General features: G+C 39.3%; 21 protein-coding genes. 15 read left to right on the forward strand and 6 right to left on the reverse strand.

Going from position 1 to position 25,939, the window contains the following annotated elements; translation table 11 throughout:
- The first annotated feature begins 16 nt into the window (after positions 1–16).
- The 5 genes from DC498_RS12420 to DC498_RS12440 all read left to right on the forward strand — a co-directional run bounded on the left by DC498_RS12420 (position 17) and on the right by DC498_RS12440 (position 5,210).
- The gene (locus DC498_RS12420; RefSeq protein WP_116874485.1) at positions 17–805 is read left to right on the forward strand and encodes a glycoside hydrolase family 16 protein; all 789 of its coding nucleotides are present in this window, start codon (positions 17–19) and stop codon (positions 803–805) included.
- A gap of 30 nt (positions 806–835) precedes the next feature.
- On the forward strand, positions 836–1,567 hold the full coding sequence (locus DC498_RS12425) for a YqjF family protein (RefSeq protein WP_116874486.1): 732 nt from the start codon (positions 836–838) through the stop codon (positions 1,565–1,567).
- Between the two features lie 75 nt (positions 1,568–1,642).
- A complete protein-coding gene (locus DC498_RS12430; RefSeq protein WP_116874487.1) occupies positions 1,643–2,230 on the forward strand; it encodes a hypothetical protein in 588 nt (195 codons plus the stop codon).
- A 12-nt stretch (positions 2,231–2,242) separates the two neighbouring features.
- A complete protein-coding gene (locus DC498_RS12435; RefSeq protein WP_116874488.1) occupies positions 2,243–3,868 on the forward strand; it encodes an amidase in 1,626 nt (541 codons plus the stop codon).
- A gap of 148 nt (positions 3,869–4,016) precedes the next feature.
- Positions 4,017–5,210, forward strand: coding sequence for a sensor histidine kinase (locus DC498_RS12440; RefSeq protein WP_116874489.1), 1,194 nt, complete (start codon positions 4,017–4,019; stop codon positions 5,208–5,210).
- 350 nt (positions 5,211–5,560) lie between these two features.
- Here the strand turns inward: DC498_RS12440 and DC498_RS12445 are convergent, their stop codons facing one another.
- The 3 genes from DC498_RS12445 to DC498_RS12455 form a co-directional block, all read right to left on the reverse strand.
- Complete coding sequence (locus tag DC498_RS12445; protein ID WP_116874490.1) at positions 5,561–6,295, reverse strand: hypothetical protein; 735 nt, start codon at positions 6,293–6,295, stop codon at positions 5,561–5,563.
- Positions 6,296–6,511: 216 nt separating this feature from the next.
- The gene (locus tag DC498_RS12450) at positions 6,512–7,273 is read right to left on the reverse strand and encodes a DUF5995 family protein (RefSeq protein WP_116874491.1); all 762 of its coding nucleotides are present in this window, start codon (positions 7,271–7,273) and stop codon (positions 6,512–6,514) included.
- A gap of 126 nt (positions 7,274–7,399) precedes the next feature.
- A complete protein-coding gene (locus tag DC498_RS12455) occupies positions 7,400–7,978 on the reverse strand; it encodes a biliverdin-producing heme oxygenase (protein ID WP_116874492.1) in 579 nt (192 codons plus the stop codon).
- A 192-nt stretch (positions 7,979–8,170) separates the two neighbouring features.
- Here DC498_RS12455 and DC498_RS12460 point away from each other — a divergent pair, with 192 nt between their 5' ends.
- Together DC498_RS12460 and ytxJ are read left to right on the forward strand one after the other, a co-directional pair.
- On the forward strand, positions 8,171–9,412 hold the full coding sequence (locus DC498_RS12460; protein WP_116874493.1) for an endonuclease Q family protein: 1,242 nt from the start codon (positions 8,171–8,173) through the stop codon (positions 9,410–9,412).
- A gap of 37 nt (positions 9,413–9,449) precedes the next feature.
- Complete coding sequence (gene ytxJ, locus DC498_RS12465) at positions 9,450–9,785, forward strand: bacillithiol system redox-active protein YtxJ (protein WP_116874494.1); 336 nt, start codon at positions 9,450–9,452, stop codon at positions 9,783–9,785.
- Between the two features lie 186 nt (positions 9,786–9,971).
- Here the strand turns inward: ytxJ and DC498_RS12470 are convergent, their stop codons facing one another.
- Entirely contained in the window at positions 9,972–10,829 is an 858-nt protein-coding gene (locus tag DC498_RS12470; RefSeq protein ID WP_116874495.1) for an aldo/keto reductase, read from the reverse strand.
- 756 nt (positions 10,830–11,585) lie between these two features.
- On the opposite strand from DC498_RS12470, the gene DC498_RS12485 reads away from it, so the two are divergent.
- Positions 11,586–12,467 carry a fructosamine kinase family protein gene (locus DC498_RS12485; protein ID WP_116874498.1) on the forward strand — a complete coding sequence of 294 codons (882 nt, stop codon included), beginning with the start codon at positions 11,586–11,588 and terminating at the stop codon, positions 12,465–12,467.
- A 95-nt stretch (positions 12,468–12,562) separates the two neighbouring features.
- Here DC498_RS12485 and DC498_RS12490 read toward each other — a convergent pair whose 3' ends face one another.
- Positions 12,563–12,949, reverse strand: coding sequence for an SET domain-containing protein (locus DC498_RS12490; RefSeq protein ID WP_116874499.1), 387 nt, complete (start codon positions 12,947–12,949; stop codon positions 12,563–12,565).
- Positions 12,950–13,239: 290 nt separating this feature from the next.
- Between DC498_RS12490 and mgtE the strand changes: the two genes are divergently transcribed.
- The 7 genes from mgtE to DC498_RS12525 all read left to right on the forward strand — a co-directional run bounded on the left by mgtE (position 13,240) and on the right by DC498_RS12525 (position 24,334).
- Positions 13,240–14,631 (forward strand): magnesium transporter, encoded by a 1,392-nt coding sequence (gene mgtE / locus DC498_RS12495; protein ID WP_116874500.1) that lies wholly within the window; start codon positions 13,240–13,242, stop codon positions 14,629–14,631.
- A 47-nt stretch (positions 14,632–14,678) separates the two neighbouring features.
- On the forward strand, positions 14,679–17,051 hold the full coding sequence (locus DC498_RS12500) for a S9 family peptidase (protein WP_116874501.1): 2,373 nt from the start codon (positions 14,679–14,681) through the stop codon (positions 17,049–17,051).
- Positions 17,052–17,262: 211 nt separating this feature from the next.
- Positions 17,263–18,090, forward strand: a complete 828-nt coding sequence (locus tag DC498_RS12505; RefSeq protein WP_116874602.1) for an alpha/beta hydrolase — start codon at positions 17,263–17,265, stop codon at positions 18,088–18,090.
- Positions 18,091–18,277: 187 nt separating this feature from the next.
- Positions 18,278–19,774 carry an HAD-IB family phosphatase gene (locus DC498_RS12510; RefSeq protein WP_165813829.1) on the forward strand — a complete coding sequence of 499 codons (1,497 nt, stop codon included), beginning with the start codon at positions 18,278–18,280 and terminating at the stop codon, positions 19,772–19,774.
- 37 nt (positions 19,775–19,811) lie between these two features.
- Positions 19,812–21,041, forward strand: a complete 1,230-nt coding sequence (locus tag DC498_RS12515; RefSeq protein WP_116874503.1) for a cation:proton antiporter domain-containing protein — start codon at positions 19,812–19,814, stop codon at positions 21,039–21,041.
- A gap of 540 nt (positions 21,042–21,581) precedes the next feature.
- Positions 21,582–23,417, forward strand: coding sequence for a glutamine--fructose-6-phosphate transaminase (isomerizing) (gene glmS / locus DC498_RS12520; protein ID WP_116874603.1), 1,836 nt, complete (start codon positions 21,582–21,584; stop codon positions 23,415–23,417).
- A gap of 131 nt (positions 23,418–23,548) precedes the next feature.
- Positions 23,549–24,334, forward strand: coding sequence for a S1/P1 nuclease (locus DC498_RS12525; RefSeq protein WP_116874504.1), 786 nt, complete (start codon positions 23,549–23,551; stop codon positions 24,332–24,334).
- A gap of 238 nt (positions 24,335–24,572) precedes the next feature.
- Here the strand turns inward: DC498_RS12525 and DC498_RS12530 are convergent, their stop codons facing one another.
- Positions 24,573–25,772, reverse strand: a complete 1,200-nt coding sequence (locus DC498_RS12530; protein ID WP_116874505.1) for a phosphoglycerate kinase — start codon at positions 25,770–25,772, stop codon at positions 24,573–24,575.
- Positions 25,773–25,939: the final 167 nt, after the last annotated feature.

A 25,939-nucleotide genomic window follows, 5' to 3' on the forward strand; every position in this document is an offset into this window, starting at 1 on the left:
ATATTAAATTGAGGATATGCAAAAGGCAGTTCTATACAGTTTATTCAGCCTGGTGATAATGTCAACAACCTGTTATGCTCAAAGAAGAGCACAAAAACCTGTATTGAAATGGGAGGAAAACTTTGATCAAACAAATGCTTTCGATACTGCCCGCTGGTCTAAAATACCAAGAGGAAGAGCAGATTGGCAAAAATATATGAGTGATTTTGATTCTTGCTATGCTATGCATGACGGGAAAATGATTTTGCGTGGCATAATAAACAATAGCCTGCCAAATGATACAGCAAGATATTTAACAGGCGGTATATATACGAAAGACAAAGTTAGTTTTGGTTTTGGACGACTTGAAATACAGGCAAAGCTGAATGGTGCAAGAGGAGCGTGGCCGGCTTTCTGGTTATTATCGCAGGGAATGGGTTGGCCGGATGGTGGTGAAATTGATATAATGGAAAGATTGAATTTTGACAGTATTGCTTATCAAACCGTGCATTCTCACTATACTTATACGCTTAAAATCAAGGAGCCCAAACAAGGTGCAACCGGCCCCATAAACCCGCTTGATTTTAATACTTACGCGGTAGAGCTGCACCGCGATAGCCTGGTGTTCTTTATTAATAGCAAAAGAACCTTTGCCTATCCACGCATTCAAACAGATAAAGAAGGGCAGTACCCCTTTGATAAATACAAATATTACCTGCTGCTGGATATGCAGTTGGGTGGCAATTGGGTAGGAAAGGTTGACCCTGCTGACTTACCTGTTGAAATGGAAATTGACTGGGTGAGATTTTATGAGTTTAAGGAGTAATTATAAAATACTTTACAGATATTTTTATTGATGATTGACCCAGACCATATTCTTGCTGATATTTCCCACAGACCCTGGGAAATTCCGGATACTGCCTGGCGCTATTACCAGGAATGGAATAATGTGATATTCTTACACTGGCAGGTACATCAAGACGAATTGGAGCGGCTTGTGCCTTCCAATATTACTGTAGATACTTTTGGCGGAGACAGCTGGGTTTCTCTGGTAGCATTTACAATGGAGAAAATTAAACCGGGATTGTTACCGCCCATTGCTGCGATATCCGATTTTCATGAAATCAATGTGAGAACTTATGTAACAAAAAACAATAAACCCGGGGTCTACTTTTTAAGTATTGAAGCAGAAAAACTTTTATCAGTTTTTTTTGCTAAACATCTATCAGGACTGCCTTATACAAAGGCTGTTATCAAACGAAGCAATGATGAGTGTCAAATGTATGCTTCTGTGAATATTCAAAAGCAGTTTCAGTTTGATATATCTTTTAAAATCGGAGCAGAGATTGATAGTCCTACAGAATTAGATCGCTGGCTTACCGAAAGATATTGCTTGTATTTTGATAAATCTTCTCATACTTTCAGGTATGAAATTCATCATAAACCCTGGAAGCTTTTTGATGTTGAGATAATAAAATTAGAGACGGAATATACAATAGGGGATATTAATTTGAGCAGGAAGCCAGACCTTGCTCATTTTTCTGATGGGGTAAAAGTAATTGCCTGGCCCAGGCAACGGTTAGATTGAAATAATTTATTACATTTTCAGGCTTATCAATCTTCCTTAATTTAGTACCAGGAAGGACATTGAAAATTAATTATTATGCCAATAAAAATATTTGCAGGTTTGATTGTGCTGATTTGTATCTCGTGTAATACCAACAGAAAAAAACAAGTGCCGAAAGTGCTGGATAATAAAAAAATATCTATTGAAAAAGCTGTGAAACGCGGCGAAGAAGATATTTTAGAAGGGTTATATAAAGAGATTGCCGATACAAGTGAAATATTAAATCATTTTGAATCTGGCTTACAGGAGTTATATAAAAGTAAAGATGATTCTCTTGCTGCTATAAGCACTTTTGATAATCAAAATGGTAACTATTATAAATCGGCAGCAGCTCATGCAAAACAAATTACTGATAGTGTCTTAAGAATAAATATCAGCATCCTGATATCTTCAAGTATAAAAAAATACGATTCCATAACCAGCAGGCACGACAGCCTGGTGAAAAATATAATGCAAAATGAAGCAACCCTGAAAGATTTACATAAAGTATTGAAGATAGCATACACATTGCCATTAATAGAAAAATACCAACAGGATAACCTGCCTGGTGCAGAACCGTTAGAAGGATTTTCAAACAGGCAGCATGAAATAATGCAACTGGCTGATACATTGATAAAGAAATAATGTAAACAATATATGAAACGAAGAAATTTTATCACCAACAGTACTATTGCTACTGCCGGCTTGAGCTCATTGCTTACTGCCTGTAATGGTTCAAAAGAAAAGGCAGGTATCCCGGCAAAGACTGAAAGTGAAGAAGTTGCTTCGTTTGAGTTAGATGAAGAAACAATAAGTTCTCTACAGGAAAAAATAGCAGCCGGGAAATACAGTTCGGAGCAAATAACAAAATTATACCTGCAGCGTATAGAAGCTATTGATAAGAACGGACCGAAGCTTAATTCGGTGATAGAAATAAATCCTGATGCCGTTTCTATTGCAAAAGCAATGGACGATGAAAGAAATACCGGTAAGATAAGAAGCGCAATGCACGGCATTCCTGTATTGATCAAAGATAATATTGATACAGCAGATAAGATGCAAACTACAGCAGGTTCACTTGCAATGGAAGGAAATATTGCTTCGCAGGATGCATTTGTGGTAAAAAAGCTAAGAGAGTCCGGGGCGGTTATTATTGGTAAAACAAACCTGAGCGAATGGGCAAATTTCCGGTCTTCCAGTTCCTGCTCAGGCTGGAGCAGCCGTGGAGGACAAACAAAATCTCCTTATATACTTGATCGTAATCCCTGTGGATCAAGCTCCGGTTCCGGTGTGGCTGCTGCTGCTAATTTATGCACTGTTGCAGTTGGCACTGAAACGGATGGTTCTATTACATGCCCGGCTGCTGTAAACGGGATCGTAGGCTTAAAACCTACGGTTGGGCTGATCAGCCGCTCCGGCATCATTCCTATTTCTGCTACACAGGATACTTCCGGGCCAATGGCAAGAACGGTGAAGGATGTAGCGATTTTATTGGGTGCGATGACAGGCACAGACGAAGCAGATGCTGCCACAAAACAAAGTGAAGGGAAAGCTTTAACGGACTATACAAAGTTTTTAGATACTAATGGTTTAAAAGGCAAACGTATTGGCATTGATAGAAACCCGCAGGGTAATAACCAGTACATGCATACCCTCATTAAAAAGGCATTGGATGTTTTAAAAAAACAAGGCGCCGAAATTATCGAAATAGCATATGCCGATGCGATTGATAAATTGGGGAAATATGAATCAGATGTATTGAAGTATGAGTTTAAAGACGGGGTGAATAAATACCTGGCTTCGGCAAACGCGAAAGTAAAATCGCTTACAGAGGTAATTGCTTTTAATAGAGCTAATGAGGATAAGGCAATGCCATATTTTAAGCAGGAAACACTGGAAGCTTCGGAACAGAAAGCATCCCTGGAGAGTAAGGCATATAAAGACGCCTATCAGCAAAGCCATATAGCATCAAAAAAAATAATTGATGAAGTAATTCAGAAAAATAAGCTCGATGCTATTTGCGGCTTAACGATGGGACCGGCATGTGGTATTGATGTGGTATATGGCGACCGCTGGGGAGATGTTTTTCTGACAGCACCGGCAGCAGTTACCGGTTATCCTCATATAACCGTTCCTGCCGGATTGGTATATGCCCTCCCCGTTGGTATTTCTTTTTTTGGAACAGCATACAGCGAACCTGTCTTACTCACTATAGCATACGCATACGAACAGTCCACCCGTAACAGGCAACAGCCTTCATTCAGGAAATCATTTTTGCCGTAACAATACCTGTTATTGATTATTTAGCATAAGCATATACTCTTACCGGGGTAAATATCAAATGTACATTTCGACTAAAGAACTGCATATGCAGATGAACTAAGATACTTTATGTTTGTAGCATACGTTTTTGCTGCAAACAACAACCTTTATGCTGCCGGCACCATTACCTTTTAATGAACTTCAGCGATTACAGGATCTATATGCATATGATATACTGGATACACATGCAGAAACGGATTTTGATGAGCTGGTTGAACTCGCAAGTCACATTTTGGGATGCCCGATTTCTTTGGTTACTTTAATTGATAAAGACCGCCAGTGGTTTAAGGCAAAAAGAGGTATTGATTTTTCTTCTACAAAACGCGAGCTTTCTTTTTGTGCACATACTATTTTACAGAATGATGTGATGGTGGTGGAAGATGCTGAGAAAGATGAAAGATTTTCTGATAATCCGTGTGTGGCAGGTGAGCTGCGTATCAGGTTTTATGCCGGGGCACCTATTATTTCGCCTGCCGGTCATAAACTGGGAACGCTTTGTATAGCAGACAGAAATCCCAGGTCGCTGTCTGCTGACGAGCACAGGTATCTTGTGCTGTTATCAAGCCAGGTTACAAAATTGCTGGAAATAAGGAAGAGGAATATAGTTATACGGGAAAGGGCTGCCGAGATTATAAAACTTAAGAGTGATGCCATTAATCGCTATATTGGCGATATTGAGCATGAAAAAAAAGTCATAGCCAGGGATCTGCATGAGCAATTTGCACAGGAAATAGCTTCAAGCCTGATGTACCTGAAAATGGCAGAAAAGGAAAAAACGGAAAAGCAATTGAGCTATATACTGTCTGCTAAAGAACAATTGAATAACACATTGCATAATATCCGTAACCTTTCTTATAAAATTTCGCCGCTTGCCAACCAGTTATTGGATACCGGCGAAATGGTATCGGAATATGTAAAAAGTGTAGCAGCTACCTGCTCATTTAAAATCATTTTGAACCTGCCTGATATAAGCAATATCAGAGCTGACCGTGAAAGATTATTAATTCTGATACGGACGATTGAATTATGGCTGAAAATGCTGAATTACAGAAAGGATATAACCGAGGTGCAGATTACGGTTAAAATAAAATCACAATTGCTGATAGAGATTAAACATAACGGCATCGCTATTGATGAAAGTCTTAAAAACGAAATGCTTCAGCATATTTTATGCGATAAAATTTATTCCTATAATGGCAGTGTGAATATTCCTTTAGAACAAGGGAAAAATATGCTGCTCATTACATTACCGTTGCCGGAATATATAAATGAAAAACCTGTGCCTGGCATACTATATAATTAGGACTTGCTGTTTAACTCCCGGCATTTATTTTTTTAAGTTTTTACCAGTAACCGGGTTAGCCGCCGCTTTTTGTCTGGTTTCGCCGAAGGCGAAATTGAAAAAATGCGAAGTATATTTTTTCAAAAGACAAAAAGCAGCGGCGTTCCGGTTACGCAGCCCGCCGGCTGTGGAGGCAAAAAAGGTTCGTAAAATTTAATTATGTCGAAACAGCTGCATGGTTTTTGAAAAATTTGATTCAAAACCCTTGCAGCAATTTAATAACCAATGCATGAATATACAATGATCTTTATCAGCATATCACCAAAATGGAGTTAAACAGCAAGCCCTAATTAGCAGTATAGGAGATGAGCCTATTTTCTCATCCTCATCCACGGATTACTGATCAGCACAACATTAAAGTAAAACTGGCTTATCCGGTCTTCCGGGGCATTGGCCAATGATTGTCTATCATTGGTTCTCCATGCACGTTTTTGAAAACTACCTGTATAACCTGCCTGTAGACCTATAGAAGCAGGATGTTTTGGAGATTTGAATAATACTCCGGCTCCTGCACGATACACAAAAAAGCCATTGGTAAACTTTACAGGCGTAATGTTTTGCTGCACGATGGGAGATTCAAGTACATCATCAAAATCCACCTGGGAATTATCCTTATAAAATACTGACTGGTATCCCTGGTAACCTAAACCGACTAATGGAAATAAGGTGATATGTTCGTTCTTCAGAACGTCATAGCCAATGTTGGCATTAAAACCTATATACCTTATTGTGCTGCTTTTTTCATCACGCCTTGCGCTCATGCTGCTGCCCAATGTTATGCCCGCATCAGAGATAATGCGGTTTCTTTCTTTAAACCAGCCAAGACCGATGGTGGCTGTGTAGTTTTTTAATGGTTCATATTGGGGGAGATTGACCAGCCTGTTGTTAAGCCCGCTGAATTTTTGAAAACTTCCGCCTAAGGTGCGGCTTAGTGATGGCATATATTCTGCCATTTTTTCTTTATCCCATTTCTTATGTTCCTTTTTATGTTGCGCTGTAGCTGGCAATACAGCGATGCTGAATAAGCAGCAGATGATGAGCTTCATGATAATATATTTATGATTTTGTATTACAAACGAAGTGCCCAAATTACTGGATGCGTGAAGGAAAGAAAGAACGCTTATATTTTAAATGGTTTTGAGAACTTTAAGATTTGCTGAATAAAGTTATATATTAATGAGTGGCCACGTGTGGTTGGCAGGCGACGCCCTGCAGTTGATAAGCATTACGGGACTGCAGGTAACATAAGAACTTTAAATGTTTTAGTCTACAATTGTTGTATCAATAAGATTGATGGTTCTGGCTGCATCATCATATTCTGTTGTGCGTATAGCTTTCAACATCATACCTGTTAATAAACCTGGAGATGCTATGCCCTGGCAAACGCGAAGTACAACGGTATCCATCTGGTTGATGTAAAACTGCTTTTGTTCTGTATTCAGTCCTGCCAGTATAAGTGCGCTGCTCCAGGAAGCCGTTCTGGCTTTATCTATACTGAAATTTAATACAGGCACATGCCTGCCGGATACTATTTTATCCAGCAGCCGCATTGGCAGCCAAACCTGTGAAAGGCATTCCTGCACATCATCAATTAATGTGGCGATTACGTCGTTTATCTTATTAAAATCATTTTGTAACGCATCTATCCCGTTTTTGTCAGCCATTTCGGCCGTGGCAATAGCAAGATCGAGATTAATATGTGTATTTACGCCAAGTAAAATATGCTGCACAACGGTAAGATCATTATTACTGCAATTGTCAAAAACAAACTTCCACGATGATGTACACTGCCCGCCGGCCTTGTATGCTTCATATGCATCAATATAGCGCTGCGCGAAAACAACATCTAACCTGTCCATCCTGCTGCCATCTTCAAAAAGATTATGCTTTATACCTTCATCAACAGCTATGGTCATTCTTTTATATAAAGCGGCAAAATACCCAAAGCAGCTTTTTTCAGTTTTGGTTTGCTGAACAATAGCATCAAGACGGGTAATTACTTCAGCAATGTTTTGAATCGGCATATAAAGGGATTTGTACAAGTTACGGTAGAAAACAGAGATAACAAATTACAACCAATTCTTGATTGTGTTTTAAATACTGGCTCTTCTGGTACAAATAAAGGAGCTGCTGAAACTTTCCTGCAATTTTTAAGCGGTAGTAACGTATTCTTCGTAAAATTTATCGCACCACTCTTCCATTTTACTGAATGTATCGTTTGCTGATTTTACAATTTTTTCTTCATTGTTTGCCGCCCGCTCATTTACTGCTGCTATAAAAGATTGCCACATCGGTAAATTATCTTTACCATACCCATTAAAAAAAGTGAGCGATTCAGGTGGAATAGCTGCCTGCTTATTCAGCATTTTAGCAATAATAGTTCCTCCCATAGTTGAGCCCTCCATTACGTATAAAACACCTAAAGCCTCTATTACATCATTTACCTGCGGCAGATTTCCGCACTTTCTGAAATTAATTGCCCCTGAAGAAATGGTATTGATATCCTTAAGAATGGTGTCGCTTTTTCTTCTCTGGCTATAAGCAGGTATAATGTTGTTGTTGATATATTTATTGAGCAGCGGCTCAAGGGGTGCATAATACCCATAAAAGAGACGAAGCAGCTTTTCATAATCCTTTCCTGATGCTACTTTCTTAATATAACCCACCATTTTCTTTTCAAGCGAAAGATGAGCCTGCTTTGTCTTTTCTTTAAGTTTTGCCGCGACCATGTATTACTTATTATTATGCAATTTACGGTATCGGATTTTATTTCGTGTTATGTATAGATTAAGTTCGGGGGGCGCGAATCAAGCAAAAAATATTGAATATACATTACAGGGATATTTTTACTAAATTTGTTAGTATGAAAACTGTTCTGGAAACAACAAAAATTCACTTACAATAATATTAGCATACATTCCATGTTTTACAAAGCAGATCTCCATATTCATTCTCATTATGCAAAAGCAACAAGTCCGCAATTAACACTGGAATTACTGGCAAAATGGGCAGCAATAAAAGGAATACAATTGCTGGGTACAGGCGATTTTACACATCCTGCATGGCTGAAAGAGATAAAAGAAAAACTGAAAGCGGCAGGTAACGGATTTTTTTATTTAAAAAACGCCGGCGATACAGGGTTTTGCTTATCCACTGAGATATCTTCTGTGTATGTATATGGCAATAAAGTACGAAAGAATCATAACCTGGTATACATGCCTGATATTGATGCTGTGGAAAGATTCAATAAAAAGTTGAGTAAGTATGGCGATCTTTCTTCAGATGGCAGACCAACTGTAACGCTGTCTTCCCGCGATTTGCTTGAAATGGTGCTGGAAATCTCTGATCATGCACACCTGGTGCCTGCCCATGCATGGACGCCATGGTTTTCGACTTTGGGTTCCAAAGGCGGATATGATAGCATAGAAGAATGTTTCAGGGATTTAACACCAGACATATTTGCCATTGAAACCGGTTTATCTTCTGATCCGGCAATGAACTGGCAATGGAGCAAACTTGATCATTTGGCTATGATGTCAAGTTCTGATGCACATTCACTTCATAATCTTGGCAGGGAGGTTAATTTGTTTGATACGGATTTTACATATGATGCAATGTTTAATGCGGTGAAAAACAAAAATGGCTTTTCAGGCACTTATGAATTTTTTCCTGAAGAAGGTAAATATTCTTTTGACGGACATAGAAAATGCGGCATATCTATGTCGCCTGAATTGAGCAATAAAGTAAATAATATTTGCCCTGTTTGCAAAAAGCAGCTAACCATTGGCGTTATGAGCAGGGTGAGCAAGTTGTCGGATCGCAGCGTAGCTGTCAGGCCTGCAAATGCAGCGGCTTTTGAGTATATTATTCCACTTCGTGAAATATTGTCCGAAATAAATGGAACAGGAGTGAACAGCATAAAAGTGGAAAAGGCATATACCAATGCTATTTCATTTTTTGGAAACGAATTTGCTTTATTAAAAGAGGCGCCGCCTGATGGTATAAGGAAATATGACCCGGTGCTTGGCGAAGCGATATCCCGTATGAGATTGGGTAAAGTAAACAGGGTAGCGGGCTATGATGGTATATACGGTAAAATAATGTTATTTGAAAAAGATGAATTGCAAAAAAATAAATCAACCCAGGTAAGCTTGTTTATATGAATATTCTTATCCGGAACAATAGCAAAATTTCGGCAATATGAAATGGAATAAGTTAGAAACGGAAACACAATGGCAGCAGATATTGGAAAACTCAAAACAGCGGCTTCAGCTTGTGTATAAGCATTCTACACGCTGTTCAATAAGCAGTGTGGTGAAAAGCAGGCTGGAAAGGGCAAACGTGCCGGCAGGCATAGATTTTTATTTTCTTGACCTTATCAGCTTCAGGTCAGTTTCAAATAAGATAGCGGAAGATATGCGGGTGATACACGAATCTCCGCAGGTACTGCTGATCAAAGATGGTGAATGTATTTATAATGAAAGCCATACCGGAATAAATATGGATGATATTGTTGCGGAAGGAATGCGGGCGTAATTTGCTACAATTAATTCGTATATTAGTAGTTGCAATTCACCAAATAAAAAGGAGGTATTCATGAAATCTACAGATAAATCATGGAAATCTTCGGTTATTATCGCGTAACCGGGTTATCCATAAAAATAATCTGCTGACAATTGTCAGGAGCCATCGGTAAAACGATGGCTTTTTATTTTTGCTTATTTAATCAACGAGAGGTAAGCGTTCCGGCCACAAGTCAGGCAACTCCCCACTGAAGCCCATTTGCGGTAAATTGTTTATCTGTTCAATTTCTTCATCTGCAAGATTAAAATCAAAAACATCCATATTCTCTGCTATTCTTTCTTTGGTAGTAGATTTGGGAATAGGGATGGCGCCGTGCTCTATAATCCATCGAAGGCAAATTTGTGAAACAGATTTATTATGTTTTTTCGCCAGTGATTGAAGTAATGGATTCTTAAAAACCCTTCCGCGGGCCAGTGGCGACCAGGCTTCAATGGCAATATTATGCTGCTTGCAGTAACCTGTAACTTCCGGTTGCCAATAGCCGGGATGAAATTCAATTTGATTCAATGCCGGTCTTACTTTAGCGGTTTGCATTAATGCACCAAGTTGAACAGGAAAGAAATTACTTACGCCAATGGATTTTATCTTTCCTTCCTGCTGCAGTTCTTCCATTGCTTTCCAGGAATCTGCATTGGCTTTTTGCCAGTTATCATAATTACGTGCATTGGCAGGCCAATGTATAAGATACAAATCTATATAATCAAGTTGCAATAGCTGCAGTGATCTTTCAAAAGCTTTCTTCGCTTCATTATAACCCAGTTCCTCCCGCCATAATTTTGTAGTAATAAATAATGCTGTACGCGGAATACCGCTTTTGCGGATGCCTGCTCCAACTACAGCTTCATTCTCATATTTGGCAGCAGTATCAAATAGCCGGTAGCCTTTTTCAACAGCGAATTTAATGGCATCAATGGCTTCCTCTTCCGTGGCTTTATAAGTGCCAAAACCAATAGAAGGTATGCTGTTACCATCATTAAGGGTAATGAAGCTTGTCATAATTTTTTGGTTTGTTAAATGTTGTTTTCATAAAGGAACAATTATAATGCCATCAAGACATAATTATAAACAGGGCACAATGGGTTTGAAAATTTGAAAATAGAAATATAATGTAAATTGTTTAATTCATAACAAATACCTGCCGTTCCAAAGAGTATGCCTGGTGTCTTATAAAGACATCATTACGTTTGAATTGAGAAAATAAGGTTTCCTGCGTTGCGCCGTGTGTATAATGATTTAACATTACAACAAATACTTTTTTATAGAATAGCACACGGAATAACTGATGATACTGATAAACACCGATACATTCCGTAAATATCCGCCATATCCGTTTTATCTGTGTTCCATTCTGCGTATTGGGCATGCCCGAAGTTATTTTTAAATAACCCCTGATATATTTCCTGCCACGAATTTCGGTGTCTGCCCGGCGGGAATGGGTTTGTTACACAAAGAGCCACGAAGGATACATAAAGTTACACAGAGCGTTTTATTATTCTTTGTGGTTCTTTGTGTAGCCTTCGTGTACCTCCGTGAAGTAACCAGTGAATAATGCAACCGGTAAGCCGGGAACTTATAAGCTGTAACCGGGCATCCTGCCGCGTAGCGGTTACCTGTTTGTAGAAAGAAAGCAAATGTCATCTTCATATTTTTCCTGAATCAGGCTTGGTACTCGGAATGAAATAAGTTTTATATCCCATCACTTCATTCAGTAACTTTACCTGATCTATACAGAAATCTAACACCATCTATTTCATGTTTCATTCTTCTTTCGTTACTTATCTGCAGGAAAAGTTTACCGGTTTCTTTTCATCGGATACTATTATTTATAAACACACTCCTGTTACGGGCGGAGATATTAACCAGGCATTTTTGCTTGAAACCAGCCAGGGACGATTTCTTATAAAAATTAACGCGGCAATGTATGGGTTGGATATGTTTGAAAAGGAAGCGAAAGGATTGCTGCAATTAGCCGATACCAAAAGCCTGAGGGTACCAATGCCGCTGTTTGACGGAAAATATCACCAGGAATTATTTTTTGTGATGGAATATATTGAACAGGGACCGCAGGTGAATGATTTTTGGGAATTATTTGGTGAGGGTATTGCAAATCTCCATACTAACAGTAATGCATATTTTGGTTTAGCATATAATAATTTTATTGGCAGTCTTACCCAGCCCAATAATACACATGAAACCTGGGCTGATTTTTATGCTAAGGAAAGATTAATGCCGCTTGCGCATAAGGCAAATAAAAGAGGTGTGCTGACAAATGAATATATTGAACAGGTTGAGAAAATCGGGAACAAATTATCATCCATTTTCCCGGATGAGAAGCCGGCATTGCTGCATGGTGATTTATGGAGCGGCAATTTTATGGCAGATGAAAAAGGGAATCCGGTAATTTTCGATCCCGCGGTTTATTATGGCAACCGCGAAATGGATATTGCGATGTCTTTATTATTCGGTGGATTTGATGATGCGTTTTATGACGCTTATAATGCTCATTACCCGCTACAACCAGGCTGGCAGGAAAGAGTCGGCCTATGCCAGCTATACCCGCTGCTGGTTCATCTTACACTGTTTGGAGGAAGTTATTATGAAAGAGTGGTTGAGATAATAAAGCAGTACAGGTAAGCTATAAGTTGTCAGCAATCAGCTATTAGCGGTCAGCTTTGGGTGTCGGCTATAAACGTCTTATATTTTCACTATTCAGTATTGCCCATTCAATACTACTCCTTTACGTCAAACCAAACTTTTTTTTCATTGTTCCAGGTGCCGTTATAATTGATCGTTAACTCTTCCCCCGGTCGTATTGCTCTTACTGTTTTTATAAACATGGTGTTGTCATCATAGTCCATAAAATATTCGCAGTTAGATTGATAGGAATGATTGTAAACAGGAATATATCCCAGCGCCATGCAGCATTGATCTTCATTATCTCCCCACACAAAAATATAGTCGTGTAGTAAAGTTTGGTCGATCAGCTTTCTTTCATCATTGCTCATTACAATTACGGGCGATACTTCTATTACTGTCTCAGGCTTTATTTTTTTTCTTGTAAAAACACCCCGTCCTTTATCTTTGGTAAAATCAATATACAAAAAGTCTGATATCATATTTTTAACAACATCTTTTTTATCGATAATATTGGATGCATTTCAAATTTTCGCGTGTTTGTCAATTTTGTGCAGATGCCTCGTGCCTCGGCATGACAGGCGGTTGAATATATGATGAACAATAGTACAAATGTGGAACGATTGTTCTACTGCTGAACATATCTCTGCAGTTTGTCATGCCGAGGCACAAGGCATCTACAGTAGTAGTACCTGCATACGAAAATCTGAAATGCACCCATAATATCTTACCTCAAAGCTATTTGTAATTTTGATACATTAAAATAAATATAATGTCTCTTGACCAGGATGAAATACCGTTGCAGGATCAGTTTGAGGAAGTAATTAACTCGAACGATAAGCTGGCTATACAGGAGTTCCTGAATAACCAGAACATCAGCGATGTGGCTCAACTGATCAGCGATAACGAAGACTACGAAACACAGATCATATCTATTCTTTCGCTGCACCGGGCGGTAAGCACGTTTAAAATACTGGACGTGCCTGAGCAAAAAAGGATCATTCAATCCCTTCCTCCTATAAAAACAGCCGAATTATTAAACGAGCTGCCTGCAGATGACAGAACCGCTTTTCTGGAAGAGTTGCCAACCAGTGTGGTGAGAGAATTGATTAAGCTGCTGAATCCTGAAGAGAGAAAAGTTACGCTTTCTTTACTGGGGTATGCTGAAGGCTCAGTAGGAAGGTTGATGACACCTGATTATATAGCTGTGCAGGAAGACTGGACCGTTGCCGAAGTGCTGGAAGAAATAAGAAAAGAAGGCAAGCACATGGAAACGATTGATGTGATATATGTAACCAATGAAAACGGGGAATTTATAGATGATATGCGTATCAGGGAAATCATATTATCAAAACCTGATAAGATCGTTTCTGAGATTATTGACCGCCGGTATATTGCTTTGCACGTAAATGACAGCCAGGAAGAAGCAAATAATATTTTTAAGATGAATAACAGGGTCGCCCTGCCTGTTGTTGACGATAATAATATACTGCTCGGTATTGTAACCATTGATGATATGCTTTGGGTCGCCAATGAAGAATTTACAGAAAATATACAGCGTATAGGTGGTACCGAAGCATTGGATGAACCTTATCTTGAAATGCCATTGTTTAAACTGGTTTTAAAACGTGTTGGCTGGCTGGTGATCTTATTTATCGGTGAAATGCTAACTGCAACGGCTATGAGCTTTTTTGAAGATGAAATTGCAAAAGCGGTTGTACTGGCATTATTTGTACCGCTGATTATTTCGAGTGGCGGCAACAGCGGGTCGCAGGCCTCAACGCTTATTATACAGGCAATGGCGATGGGCGAAGTGTATGTAGAAGACTGGTGGCGTGTAATGCGGCGGGAAATACTTTCAGGGCTTATGCTTGGGGCTGTACTTGGTATTATTGGATTTCTCCGCATAGAAATCTGGTCGCATTTCTTTCCGGAAGTATATGGACAGCATTCATTTTTTATAGCGTTGACGGTAGGCTTTTCTTTGATTGGCGTGGTGTTATGGGGAACACTGAGCGGTTCTATGCTGCCATTGCTGCTCAAAAAATTAGGCGCTGACCCGGCAACTTCATCTGCTCCTTTTGTTGCTACATTGGTTGATGTAACCGGGTTGATCATTTATTTTTCGTTTGCATATGTTTTTTTGCGCGGCATCTTGTTGTAAATATTGCCTTCTTAATTTATTAAACTGCTTTATAAATAAAATTGCTTATGCGAAAATTAATTATACTTTCCATATTACTGGGTGGGATATTCTTTGCTGAGGTACAGGCACAACTTTCCCCCCTTACTGTTGAAAAAATAATGAGAGATCCTGTATGGATTGGCACTTCCCCGGCAGATGTTGAATGGGATGATACAAATACTTTGTACTTTAAATGGAATCCTGATAAGAATAAAGGAGATTCTATCTACTCAATAACTATTACCAATAAAGTGCCACAGAAAGTGACCGCGGAAAAAAGCGGTGATATTGTTTATTCCCGCCGGCTTGCCTACAACAATAAACGAAACGCGTATACATATACAAAACGCGGCGATATTTTTTTCTCCGATATATCAAAGAAGAAAACCATCCAGGTTACGCAGACATCGGAATACGAAGCAAACCCCGTATTTTCTTTTAATGATAGCTGTATAGTATATGTTCGTAGCCAGAACCTGTATGCGTGGAATATTTTTTCAGGCAATACCATTCAACTCGCCAATATCCAAAAAGGAAATGAACCGCCGAAAGACCCTAAGCAGAAATTGAATACGCAGGAAGAGTGGTTGAAGAAAGACCAGTTGCAATGGATGGAAATATTGAAAGAAAGGAAAGAGAATAAAGATATGACTGATGCCTACAACAAAAGCCTGCCTGAACCTGATAAGTTAAGAACAATATACACAGGAGACAAAAGCGCATCCTCATTACAGGTGAGTCCTGATGGAAGATTTATTACCTACCGGCTTAACCGTTCTGCTAATGGTGCAAAAAATACCATTATTCCCAACTATGTTACCGAAAGCGGTTTTACAGAAGATATAAATGGACGTACAAAAGTTGGAGCGCCTCTGGGCAGCAGCGAATTTTTTGTGTACGACAGGTACAACGACACTATAATTGCTGTAAAAACAGATGCTATACCCGGTATAAAAGATATACCTGGTTTTATTAATGATTACCCAAAGCTGCTGGAAGAAAAACAAAAGAAAGCTGCATTGCGTGAAGTAACCTTTGCCAGTATCAGCTGGTCGCCAAAGGGAAGTTTTGCTGTTGTTGATATACGTGCACAGGATAACAAAGATCGCTGGCTGATGAAGCTTGAGCCTGCAACCGGCAGATTAGTATTACTTGACCGCCAGCATGATGATGCCTGGATAGGAGGCCCCGGAGTATGGGGAAACAATACCGGTTGGGTTGCAGAGCATATTTTCTGGTTTCAATCAGAAGTAACAGGTTATTCCCATCTCTATACCATTGATCTTATTTCCGGAAAGCGCGTTTCGCTCACCTCCGGTAATTATGAAGTACAGAATTGTGAGCTTTCTAACGATAAAAAATATTTTTACATTACCACCAATGAAATACACCCTGGTGAAAAGCAATTTTACCGGTTACCCGTGACTGGTGGTAAGGCAGAACGCATTACAACCATGACTGGCGCTAATCTTGCTGCCGTTTCTCCTGATGAAAAAACAATTGCCATATTATATTCTTACTCCAACAGGCCAACCGAATTATTTCTGCAGGAGAACAAGCCAGGTGGTAAACTCACGCAAATCACCTTTAAAGCGCAGAGTGAGGAGTTTAAAACTTACAACTGGCGCGATCCTGAGCTTATTACCTTTAAAGCAAGAGATGGCGCGGAAGTATATGCGCGGTTATATAAACCTGCCAACCCTGCTCCTTCAAAACCAGCCGTAATATTTGTGCACGGGGCAGGCTACCTGCAGAACGCACATAAGTGGTGGAGCAGTTATTTCAGGGAATATATGTTTCACAACCTGCTTGCAGATAATGGTTATTATGTGCTTGATATGGATTACCGTGCAAGTGCAGGTTACGGCCGCGACTGGCGAACAGGAATCTATCGTTTTATGGGAGGAAAAGATCTCACCGATAATATTGACGGCGCAAAATGGCTGACAGAAAAATTTGGTGTTGATCCAAAACACATTGGTATATATGGAGGCTCATACGGTGGTTTTATAACATTAATGGCTTTGTTTACTTCGCCGGGCACTTTTGCCGCAGGCGCTGCATTAAGGCCTGTTACGGATTGGGCACATTACAATCATGGTTATACCTCCAATATTCTTAATACACCTGCAGAAGACAGCATTGCTTACAGGAAGAGCTCACCCATTTATTTTGCAGAAGGATTGCAGGATAATTTGCTTATCTGTCATGGAGTGGTAGATGTGAATGTGCATTTTCAGGATGTGGTAAGATTAAATCAAAGATTAATTGAACTTGGAAAAAACGACTGGCAGGTAGCGATGTATCCCGTGGAAGATCACGGCTTTGTTGAACCATCAAGCTGGGCAGATGAATACAAAAGAATATTTAAGTTGTTTGAAGAAGTATTAAAAAAGTAGTGAAATGCCGCGAATGCATATTCAATCCGGGTAATGGAACATGGATAAAACGGATGTGACGGATATTCACGGATGCTATCCGTGCTATTCGGTATCACCCGCGTTTTCGTGTACTATTCTTCAAAGAGGATTGTCGTAAAGCTATATTATCATGAAGAGCAGGGCGATAAAATTCATGGCTGTATCTATCAGTAAAAATAAATGTTGCAATATGAAATTTAAATTGTTTGTACTGTTTTTATTTGTAAGTATTGCTGGCCATTCCCAGCAGTATACTACAGAAAGGGATATTAATTATTATGAAGAAGCTATCAATAAAAATGATGCTTATATCGCTTCACAATGCAGGCTTGACATTTATTATCCCAAAAACAAAAAGGACTTTGCCACTATTGTGTGGTTTCATGGCGGTGGAATAACGGCAGGAAGTAAAGAACTGCCCAGGGCGCTGATGGAAAAAGGCTATGCCGTAGTTGGGGTAGGCTACAGGCTTTCTCCTAAAGTGAAAGCTCCTGCATATATTGAAGATGCTGCCGCTGCTATTGCCTGGGTTTTCAATAATATTGGCAAATACGGAGGCAGCACAAAACTGATTTTTGTATCCGGTCACTCCGCAGGCGGCTATCTTACAATGATGGCGGGGCTTGATAAAAAATATTTAAGCAAATACGGTATTGATGCAAACCAAATTGCTGGTTTAATTCCATTCAGCGGACAGGTTATTACACATTTTACTGTTCGTAAAGAAAAAGGTATCAAAGAAACGCAACCCATCATTGATGAATATGCGCCGCTGTATCATGTACGTAATGATGCACCTCCTTTGCTATTGATAACCGGCGACAGGGAAATGGAATTGTTCGGGCGTTATGAAGAAAATGCATATTTCGCAAGAATGATGAAACTTGCCAGGCATAAAAAAACGAAGCTCTATGAATTGGAAGGTTTTGATCACGGAGGTATGGCTGAGCCTGCATTCCCGTTATTGCTGAAAGAGATGGCTGCCATTATAAAAGGAGGGCAGACACATAATCAGTAACCATATTCAACAGGCTGTTTAAGAGCTGAAATATTTCAGGAATATATTTTTCGGGTGAAAGATGATCGTGAGGTATATCCCCTGTGTCATACCTGAAACAAACCATGTTAAATTATCGGGAATAGAAGTTATATCTTCTCCTGCCACATACTATTTATTATCTTCGGATACTTCTAAAGTAACAATCATGATAAGCGTTATTATTCCTGCACTAAATGAAGAAACAACGATCAGAAGAGTGATCCAGCGCATACGCCAATCCGAAAAAGCTATTGAAATAATTGTAGTAGACGATAACTCATATGACAACACTGTTACTGAAGCACTGAAAGAAAAGGTAAGAGTTATAACCAGCTCACGGAAGGGTAAAGGTATCTCTATGCGCGAAGGAATGATGGCTGCTTCACATAATATTATTGTATACCTGGATGCTGATATTTTAACCTATCCTAAAAATATTGTATCAATACTTGCTGAACCGATTTTGAAGGAGGAAGCCGATTTTGTAAAATCGTATTTTGACAGGCAGGCAGGCAGGGTAACTCAATTGGTAGCAAAACCATTACTCAGCATATTTTTTCCGGAGCTTGAAAAATTTATGCAGCCGCTTAGTGGTATGATAGCTGCACGAAAGGATTTTTTACAACAAATTGAATTCGAAAATGATTATGGTGTTGATATTGCATTGCTGATTGATGCCTATAACAAAAATATTCGTATTAAAGAGGTGAACATTGGTTATATCAAAAATGATATGCAAAGCCTTGAATCACTCGGTAAAATGTCGCGCCAGGTATCCAGAACCATTTTACAAAAAGCGGGTTCTCTTTCAAACAATAACCTTGAGACACTTTCCGGAATTTATACTATCAGCGATGAAATGGAGATTTCAATTAAAGAAACTTTGCTGGATATGAAGAAGATGATACTCATTGATATCAACATACTCATGGAATATGATTTCAATGAAATTGCCGTCGCATATTTTGGACAAAGCGAACATTATAACTGGTTGTTAAAAACATATGGCGACCCTGCGGAACGGTTAAAAAAAACAGCTATGCTGCTTAAAGGAAAATCTTTGCCTGAGCTTCAGTTTATTGCAGATACAATTCCTCTGGCAAAAAATGCTGCGGAGATAATTAAAGAGCTGAAAAATAAAGGATACGTCTGCGTACTGGTATCTGAAGGTTTTGATGTTGTAGCAAATCACATCAAAAATAAACTCGGTTTTGATTATTGCTTCAGTAATTTTCTGGAGCTTGACAAAAGCGTTGCCACAGGAGCATTAACTATCGCCGAATGTTTTACTCCCGGTGATAATAAAAAAGTATATGATAAGTCATTTGTCCTGGAATACGCTACAAAAAAGTTTGGTATTCACGGGAAGAACACGGTATTTGTTGGCAACAGTCCTGAAGATATCCCGATGCTGAAAAATGCGGGAATGGGTGTGGTTACCAGCAATGCATTACCTGAAACAAGCATATGGGCCGACAAAATAATACCTGCAAACTCTTTAGAGTCAATATTAGACATAGCACACTCCTCTGTAAATAAAAAATCAATACTTGGACAGAAAGTTAAGTATACATTGCTTGGAGCGGTGGCGCTTGGCACGGCAGCAGCGGGATACTACCTGTATAATAAAATTAAAAAGAAAGAAGAGATAGCCGAAGCCTGACTGATCAACATGGACTTGATATTTGTAAAATCACCACATGGAAAAACTTACCGCAGAAAACCTTTTGATTATTATTTGCAGCATCGTTATTCTTTCTTACTTCTTCTCTATAATCAGCAGGTATATCAGAGTGCCTTCTGTTTTACTGTTGTTATTTGGCGGAGTATTCTTCAGATGGTTCTCCGACCTGAACAATGTGTATTATAATATTCCTCCGAAAATGGTAGAGTTGCTTGGTGTAACAGGTTTGATCATGATAGTGCTTGAAGCAGGGCTTGACCTGAAGCTTTCGCGAGATAAATTCAAACTTATAAGAGATTCTTTTTTTTCCGCTCTTGTGATTTTTGTAATATCAGCCGGACTTATTACCGCTATTCTTAAGTACTGGCTGGGCGAAAATATTACGCATTGTTTAGTATACGCCATACCCTTATCCATTATAAGCAGTTCGATAGTAATTCCCAGTCTGCATTCGCTTACTCCGCAAAAAAAAGAGTTCTCGGTGTATGAGGCTTCTTTTTCAGATATCATAGGCATCCTTGCATTTAATTATTTTACCGCTGAAGAGGTTATGACAGGAAAATCCCTACTTTTTTTTGGTGGCAGCATCATTATATCTGTTATATTATCGCTTGTTTTATCTTTTGTACTTTTTATCATTATGGCTAAAACAAAACTTAACATCAAGTTTTTCTTAATATTTTCCTTGCTCATTCTAATATATACTTCGGGAAAAATTCTGCATCTGCCGTCTCTTATTATTATAATAATTTTCGGCATGCTCATCAATAACTGGGAATATATTAAAGTAAAATGGATACAACGATCATTCCCTATTAAACAGGTAGAGCCTATACGTGAATTACTGCACTCTATTACAGCGGAATCATCTTTTCTGCTTCGTACTTTCTTTTTTATACTTTTTGGTTATTCCATACAACTCAACTTTATTAACCAGCCCGATGTGTGGCGTGTTGGAGGAATGATTGTTGCAGCTCTGTTTGTTGTTCGGCTTTTGTATCTACGCTTTTTTGTACATACCAATGTTTTTCCTGAAGCCTTTTTTATACCACGCGGCTTGGTTACCATTGTTCTCTTTTATAAAATTCCTGAAAAGATGAAACTCACTTCTTTTAATGAGGGTATTCTTTTTTTCATTATTCTTACAACCAGTGTTATTATGACGATTGGCATGATTTTTTACAAAAAGAAACCAGCACAAATACTTGAAGAAAGTGCTTTCGCGGAAAGAAATGATATGCTTTGATTTTTTACAGATTAACCATACTGTGCGTGGCGTCTTCGCCACGCACCACTATATTGTTGCCTCGGGCGACTACCATACACCCGGCAACAGAATTAATTAGGGCTTGCTGTTTAACTCCATTTTGGTGATATTCTGATAAATATCATTGCATATTCATGCTTTGGTTATTAAATTGCTGCAAGGGTTTTGAATCAAATTTTTCAAAAACCATGCAGTTATTTCGGCATAATTAAATTTTACGAATCTTTTTTGCCTCCACAGCCGGCGGGCTGCGTAACCGGAACGCCGCTGCTTTTTGTCTTTTGAAAAAATATGCTTCGCATTTTTTCAATTTCGCCTTCGGCGAAACCAGACAAAAAGAGGCGGCTAACCCGGCTACTGGTAAAAACTTAAAAAAAATAAATGCCGGGTGTTAAACAGCAAGCCCTAAGCATTAAGTGTCAAATATTGTCAATAGCGTAATAGTTGCAGGATTTTTTTTATAATATTGCGCAATCGTTTGCTCTGTATGCTTTATCAAATCAAAAACTTTTTTATTTTATGTGTGGAATTGTTGCTTATATCGGGTATCGCCAGGCTTATCCTGTAATTATAAAAGGGTTAAAAAGATTAGAATACAGAGGTTATGACAGCGCGGGAGTAGCATTGCTGAATCATGGAATTAAATTATACAAAAAAAAAGGAAAGGTAGCTGCACTTGAAGAAATTACTATAGGTAAAGACCTGGATGGTAGTATCGGTATCGGTCATACGCGTTGGGCAACACATGGAGAACCGAGTGATAGAAATGCACATCCTCATTTGTCTGCCAACGGAAAGCTGGCGATGATACATAACGGCATTATTGAAAATTATGCCGCACTCAGGCATGAGCTGATTAAAAAAGGTTATGTTTTTCACAGTGATACTGATACTGAAGTATTGCTGAATTTTATTGAAGACATTCAGAAGAACAATGAAAGTACACTGGAAGAAGCATTGCGTATTGCATTAAAACGCATTGTTGGTGCGTATGTGATTGTACTGATAGATAAAGATGATCCTGACACCCTTATAGCTGCAAGAAAGGGTAGCCCGCTGGTAATTGGTATAGGCAAGGGTGAACATTTTTTAGCGAGCGATGCTTCGCCGATTATTGAATATACCAAGGAAGTAGTGTATGTAAACGATTACCAGATAGCTATCATCAAAGCAGATGAACTGATACTGAAAAATCTGGGTAATGAAAGACAAACCCCTTTTATACAAAAGCTCGATCTTGAATTAGCCGCTATTGAAAAAGGCGGTTACGATCATTTCATGCTTAAAGAAATTTATGAACAGCCACATACTATTTATGATTGCTTACGCGGAAGGCTGGATGTTTCAGAGGGAACAATAACCATGTCCGGCATTCAGAATAATATTGACCTGATAAAAAATGCCAACAGGATTTTAATTATCGCCTGCGGCACATCGTGGCATGCGGGTTTGATTGCTGAATATGTAATTGAGGAGCTATGCCGTATACCTGTTGAGGTGGAGTATGCATCGGAATTCCGTTATCGGAATCCGGTTGTTCACAAAGGAGATATGATCATTGCTATTTCCCAAAGTGGCGAAACCGCAGATACCCTTGTGGCTATTGAGAGGGCAAAAGAGCAGGGAGCGGTAATACTGGGTATTGTAAATGTTGTTGGCTCATCCATCGCGAGAATATCTCATGCAGGCGCATATACACATGCCGGTCCCGAAATTGGTGTAGCCAGCACAAAAGCGTTTACCGCGCAGTTAACGGTACTTGCGATGGTGGCATTAAAAATTGCAAAAGAAAGAGAAACGATTACTAATGAACGTTACCTGCATCTTATCAACGAATTGAATGAAGTGCCGGAAAAGGTAAAGCAGATACTGGATGGAGCTGATTATATAAAAGATATAGCTGCAAAATATAAAGATGTACCGAACGCATTATACCTTGGACGGGGATATAATTTCCCGGTTGCATTGGAGGGAGCGCTCAAATTAAAAGAGATTTCTTATATACATGCCGAAGGTTATCCTGCTGCGGAAATGAAACACGGGCCTATTGCCCTTGTTGATGAAAACCTGCCGGTAATATTTGTTGCCACAAAAGATACCTATCACGAAAAAATTGTGAGCAATATACAGGAGATAAAAGCGCGTAAAGGGAAAGTAATAGCTGTTATTACAGAAGGCGATGAAACAATTAAGGGAATGGCTGACGATATAATGCCGATTCCTGAAGCAGATGAATTGATCGCCCCGATATTAAGTGTAATTCCATTGCAGCTGCTGTCGTATTATATTGGCATAGCAAAGGAGTATGATGTAGACAAACCCCGGAACCTTGCCAAGAGTGTGACGGTGGAGTAGAGCTGTCAGCTACCAGTGTCATGTGTTCACCTGGTAGCTGACGGCTGATAGCTCACTCTTCAGAGCCAAAAATTTCAAACTATATTAAACTTAGCTTCTTATTTTTGAATAACATCATCATAAGAAGACACATGAGATTCAAACATCTTTTTTTCAGTATCATTTTTGTATGCGCTGTTCAAACTGTTTTTGCGTGGGGCGTTACAGGTCACAGGGTTGTGGCTGAAATAGCGCAGCGTCACTTAAATTCAAAAGCCAAAAAAGAACTTAAAAAGCTGATAGGAGATGTTCCGCTCGCATTTTGGGCAAATTGGGCTGACTTTATAAAGTCTGATACATCATGGCGCTTTGCGGGTAAGTGGCATTATGTTGATCTGCCCGCGCATATGGACAAAGCTGATTTTATCCGTGACCTTAAAGCATTGCCCGGTGAAAATTTATATACGCAAATTTTATCGTTGCAGGCGCAGATCAAAGATGCAAACCTGCCACTGGATAAGAAACAAACAGCTTTAAAATTTCTTATTCATCTTGTCGGCGATTTGCACCAGCCGCTGCATGTGGGCCGCGATGAAGACCAGGGCGGTAATAAAATACAGCTTACCTGGTTTGGCAAGCCGACCAACCTGCATGTAATATGGGATGAAACGCTGGTTGATTTTCAGCAATGGAGCTATACGGAATATGCTACTGTGCTAAATGTAGCAGATAAAACGCAGGTGGCACAATGGCAAAACACCTCCCTTGAAGAATGGTTTTACGAATCGCATATTATATCTGATAAGATATACGACAATACAGCGCCGGGTTCGAAACTGCGTTACGAATACAACTATATGTTTGTACAGGATTTGAATGATCAGTTACTGAAAGGCGGGTTAAGATTAGCAAAAATTTTGAATGAGATACTGGGATAGAGGTAGTAAATACATGTTGTTATAGATATCGTAAGTTTTCGGCCTTAAACAGGTTTTATAAAAGCATGATTGCATGTTGCGGGAAAATTATCAATGAAATCATGAAAATAAAATGGAAAATGCAACACAGAATACGCGGATATGATGGATGATCCTGAAGCTATCCGCAGGGATCAGTATTATCCGGGTATTCCGTATGCTATTCTTCGAAAATATGTATAATAAATGGTTTACCTGTTTACAGCGCTGATACTGCGGCTATGCCCGGTAATATTTTTCCCTCAAAATATTCAAGCATAGCGCCGCCGCCGGTTGATACATAGCTTACTTTATCTGCATAACCAAACTGGTTAACAGCAGCTACAGAATCACCACCACCAACAAGTGAGAATGCACCGTTCTGCGTAGCTGCTGCTACAGCTTCTGCAATGGCTTTTGTGCCACCCTGGAATTTTGCCATTTCAAAAACGCCCATAGGTCCATTCCATAAAATGGTTTTTGATCTCTTTATTACATTGGTAAACTGCTCACGGGCATTTTCGCCAATATCCAGTCCCATCCAGCCGTCAGGTATCTCATTGCTGGGGGCAGAAGAAGTGTTCGCATTCGCGTCAAATTTGTCTGCAACAATTGAATCAGAAGGTAAATGAATATTAACTCCGGCTTCTTCGGCTTTCTTTAATAACATTCTTGCTACATCCAGCCTGTCTTCTTCACAAAGTGAATTGCCTATTTTACCACCCTGGGCTTTCATGAAAGTATAAGCCATACCGCCGCCAATAATAATATCGGTAGCCTTTTTCAGCAGGTTTTCTATAATGAGAATTTTATCAGAAACTTTTGCACCGCCAATGATAGCGGTAAATGGCTTTTCGGATTGATGCAATACTTTTTCAGCGCTCTTTACTTCACCTTCCATCAACAGTCCAAACATTCTTTTTTCAACAGGAAAGAATTTAGCGATGATAGAAGTAGAGGCATGTGCCCTGTGCGCGGTACCGAAAGCATCGTTTACGTATACGTCACCAAGCGATGCGAGCTTTTTGGCAAATGCTTCGTCTCCGGCTTCTTCTTCTTTATAAAAGCGAAGATTTTCCAATAATAATACTTCACCGGGCTTCATCATGTCGGCAGTAAGAAAAGCCTGCTCTCCAATGCAATCATTCGCGAATAAAACAGTTGTGCCGCTTAACAAATCACTCAGGTGCTTTACCAGGTGTTTTAAGGAGTATTTGTCTTCGGGTCCTTTTTTAGGACGACCGAAATGGCTCATCAGGATCACTTTGCCGCCATCGTCTAATATTTTTTTAATAGTGGGCACAGCTGCACGCATGCGCGTATCATCAGTAATTTCAAGTTTATCGTTCAGGGGTACGTTAAAGTCAACACGCACTAATGCTTTTTGACTTTTAAAATTATACGAGGAGAATTTTGACATATTGCAGAGGATTTAGACAATAATAAAAGCAAAGAGAGTGCTAAGATATACTATACTCACAAACTATGGTGAAGAATCTGTAACAATCTCTTTGCTGTTTAGGCAGCATGAGCGCTGCTGAATATGGTTATAAACGTACAAGAGTGCGACGCAACGAAGATGCCATA

Source organism: Terrimonas sp. (assembly GCF_003075435.1).
Lineage (GTDB): Bacteria > Bacteroidota > Bacteroidia > Chitinophagales > Chitinophagaceae > Agriterribacter.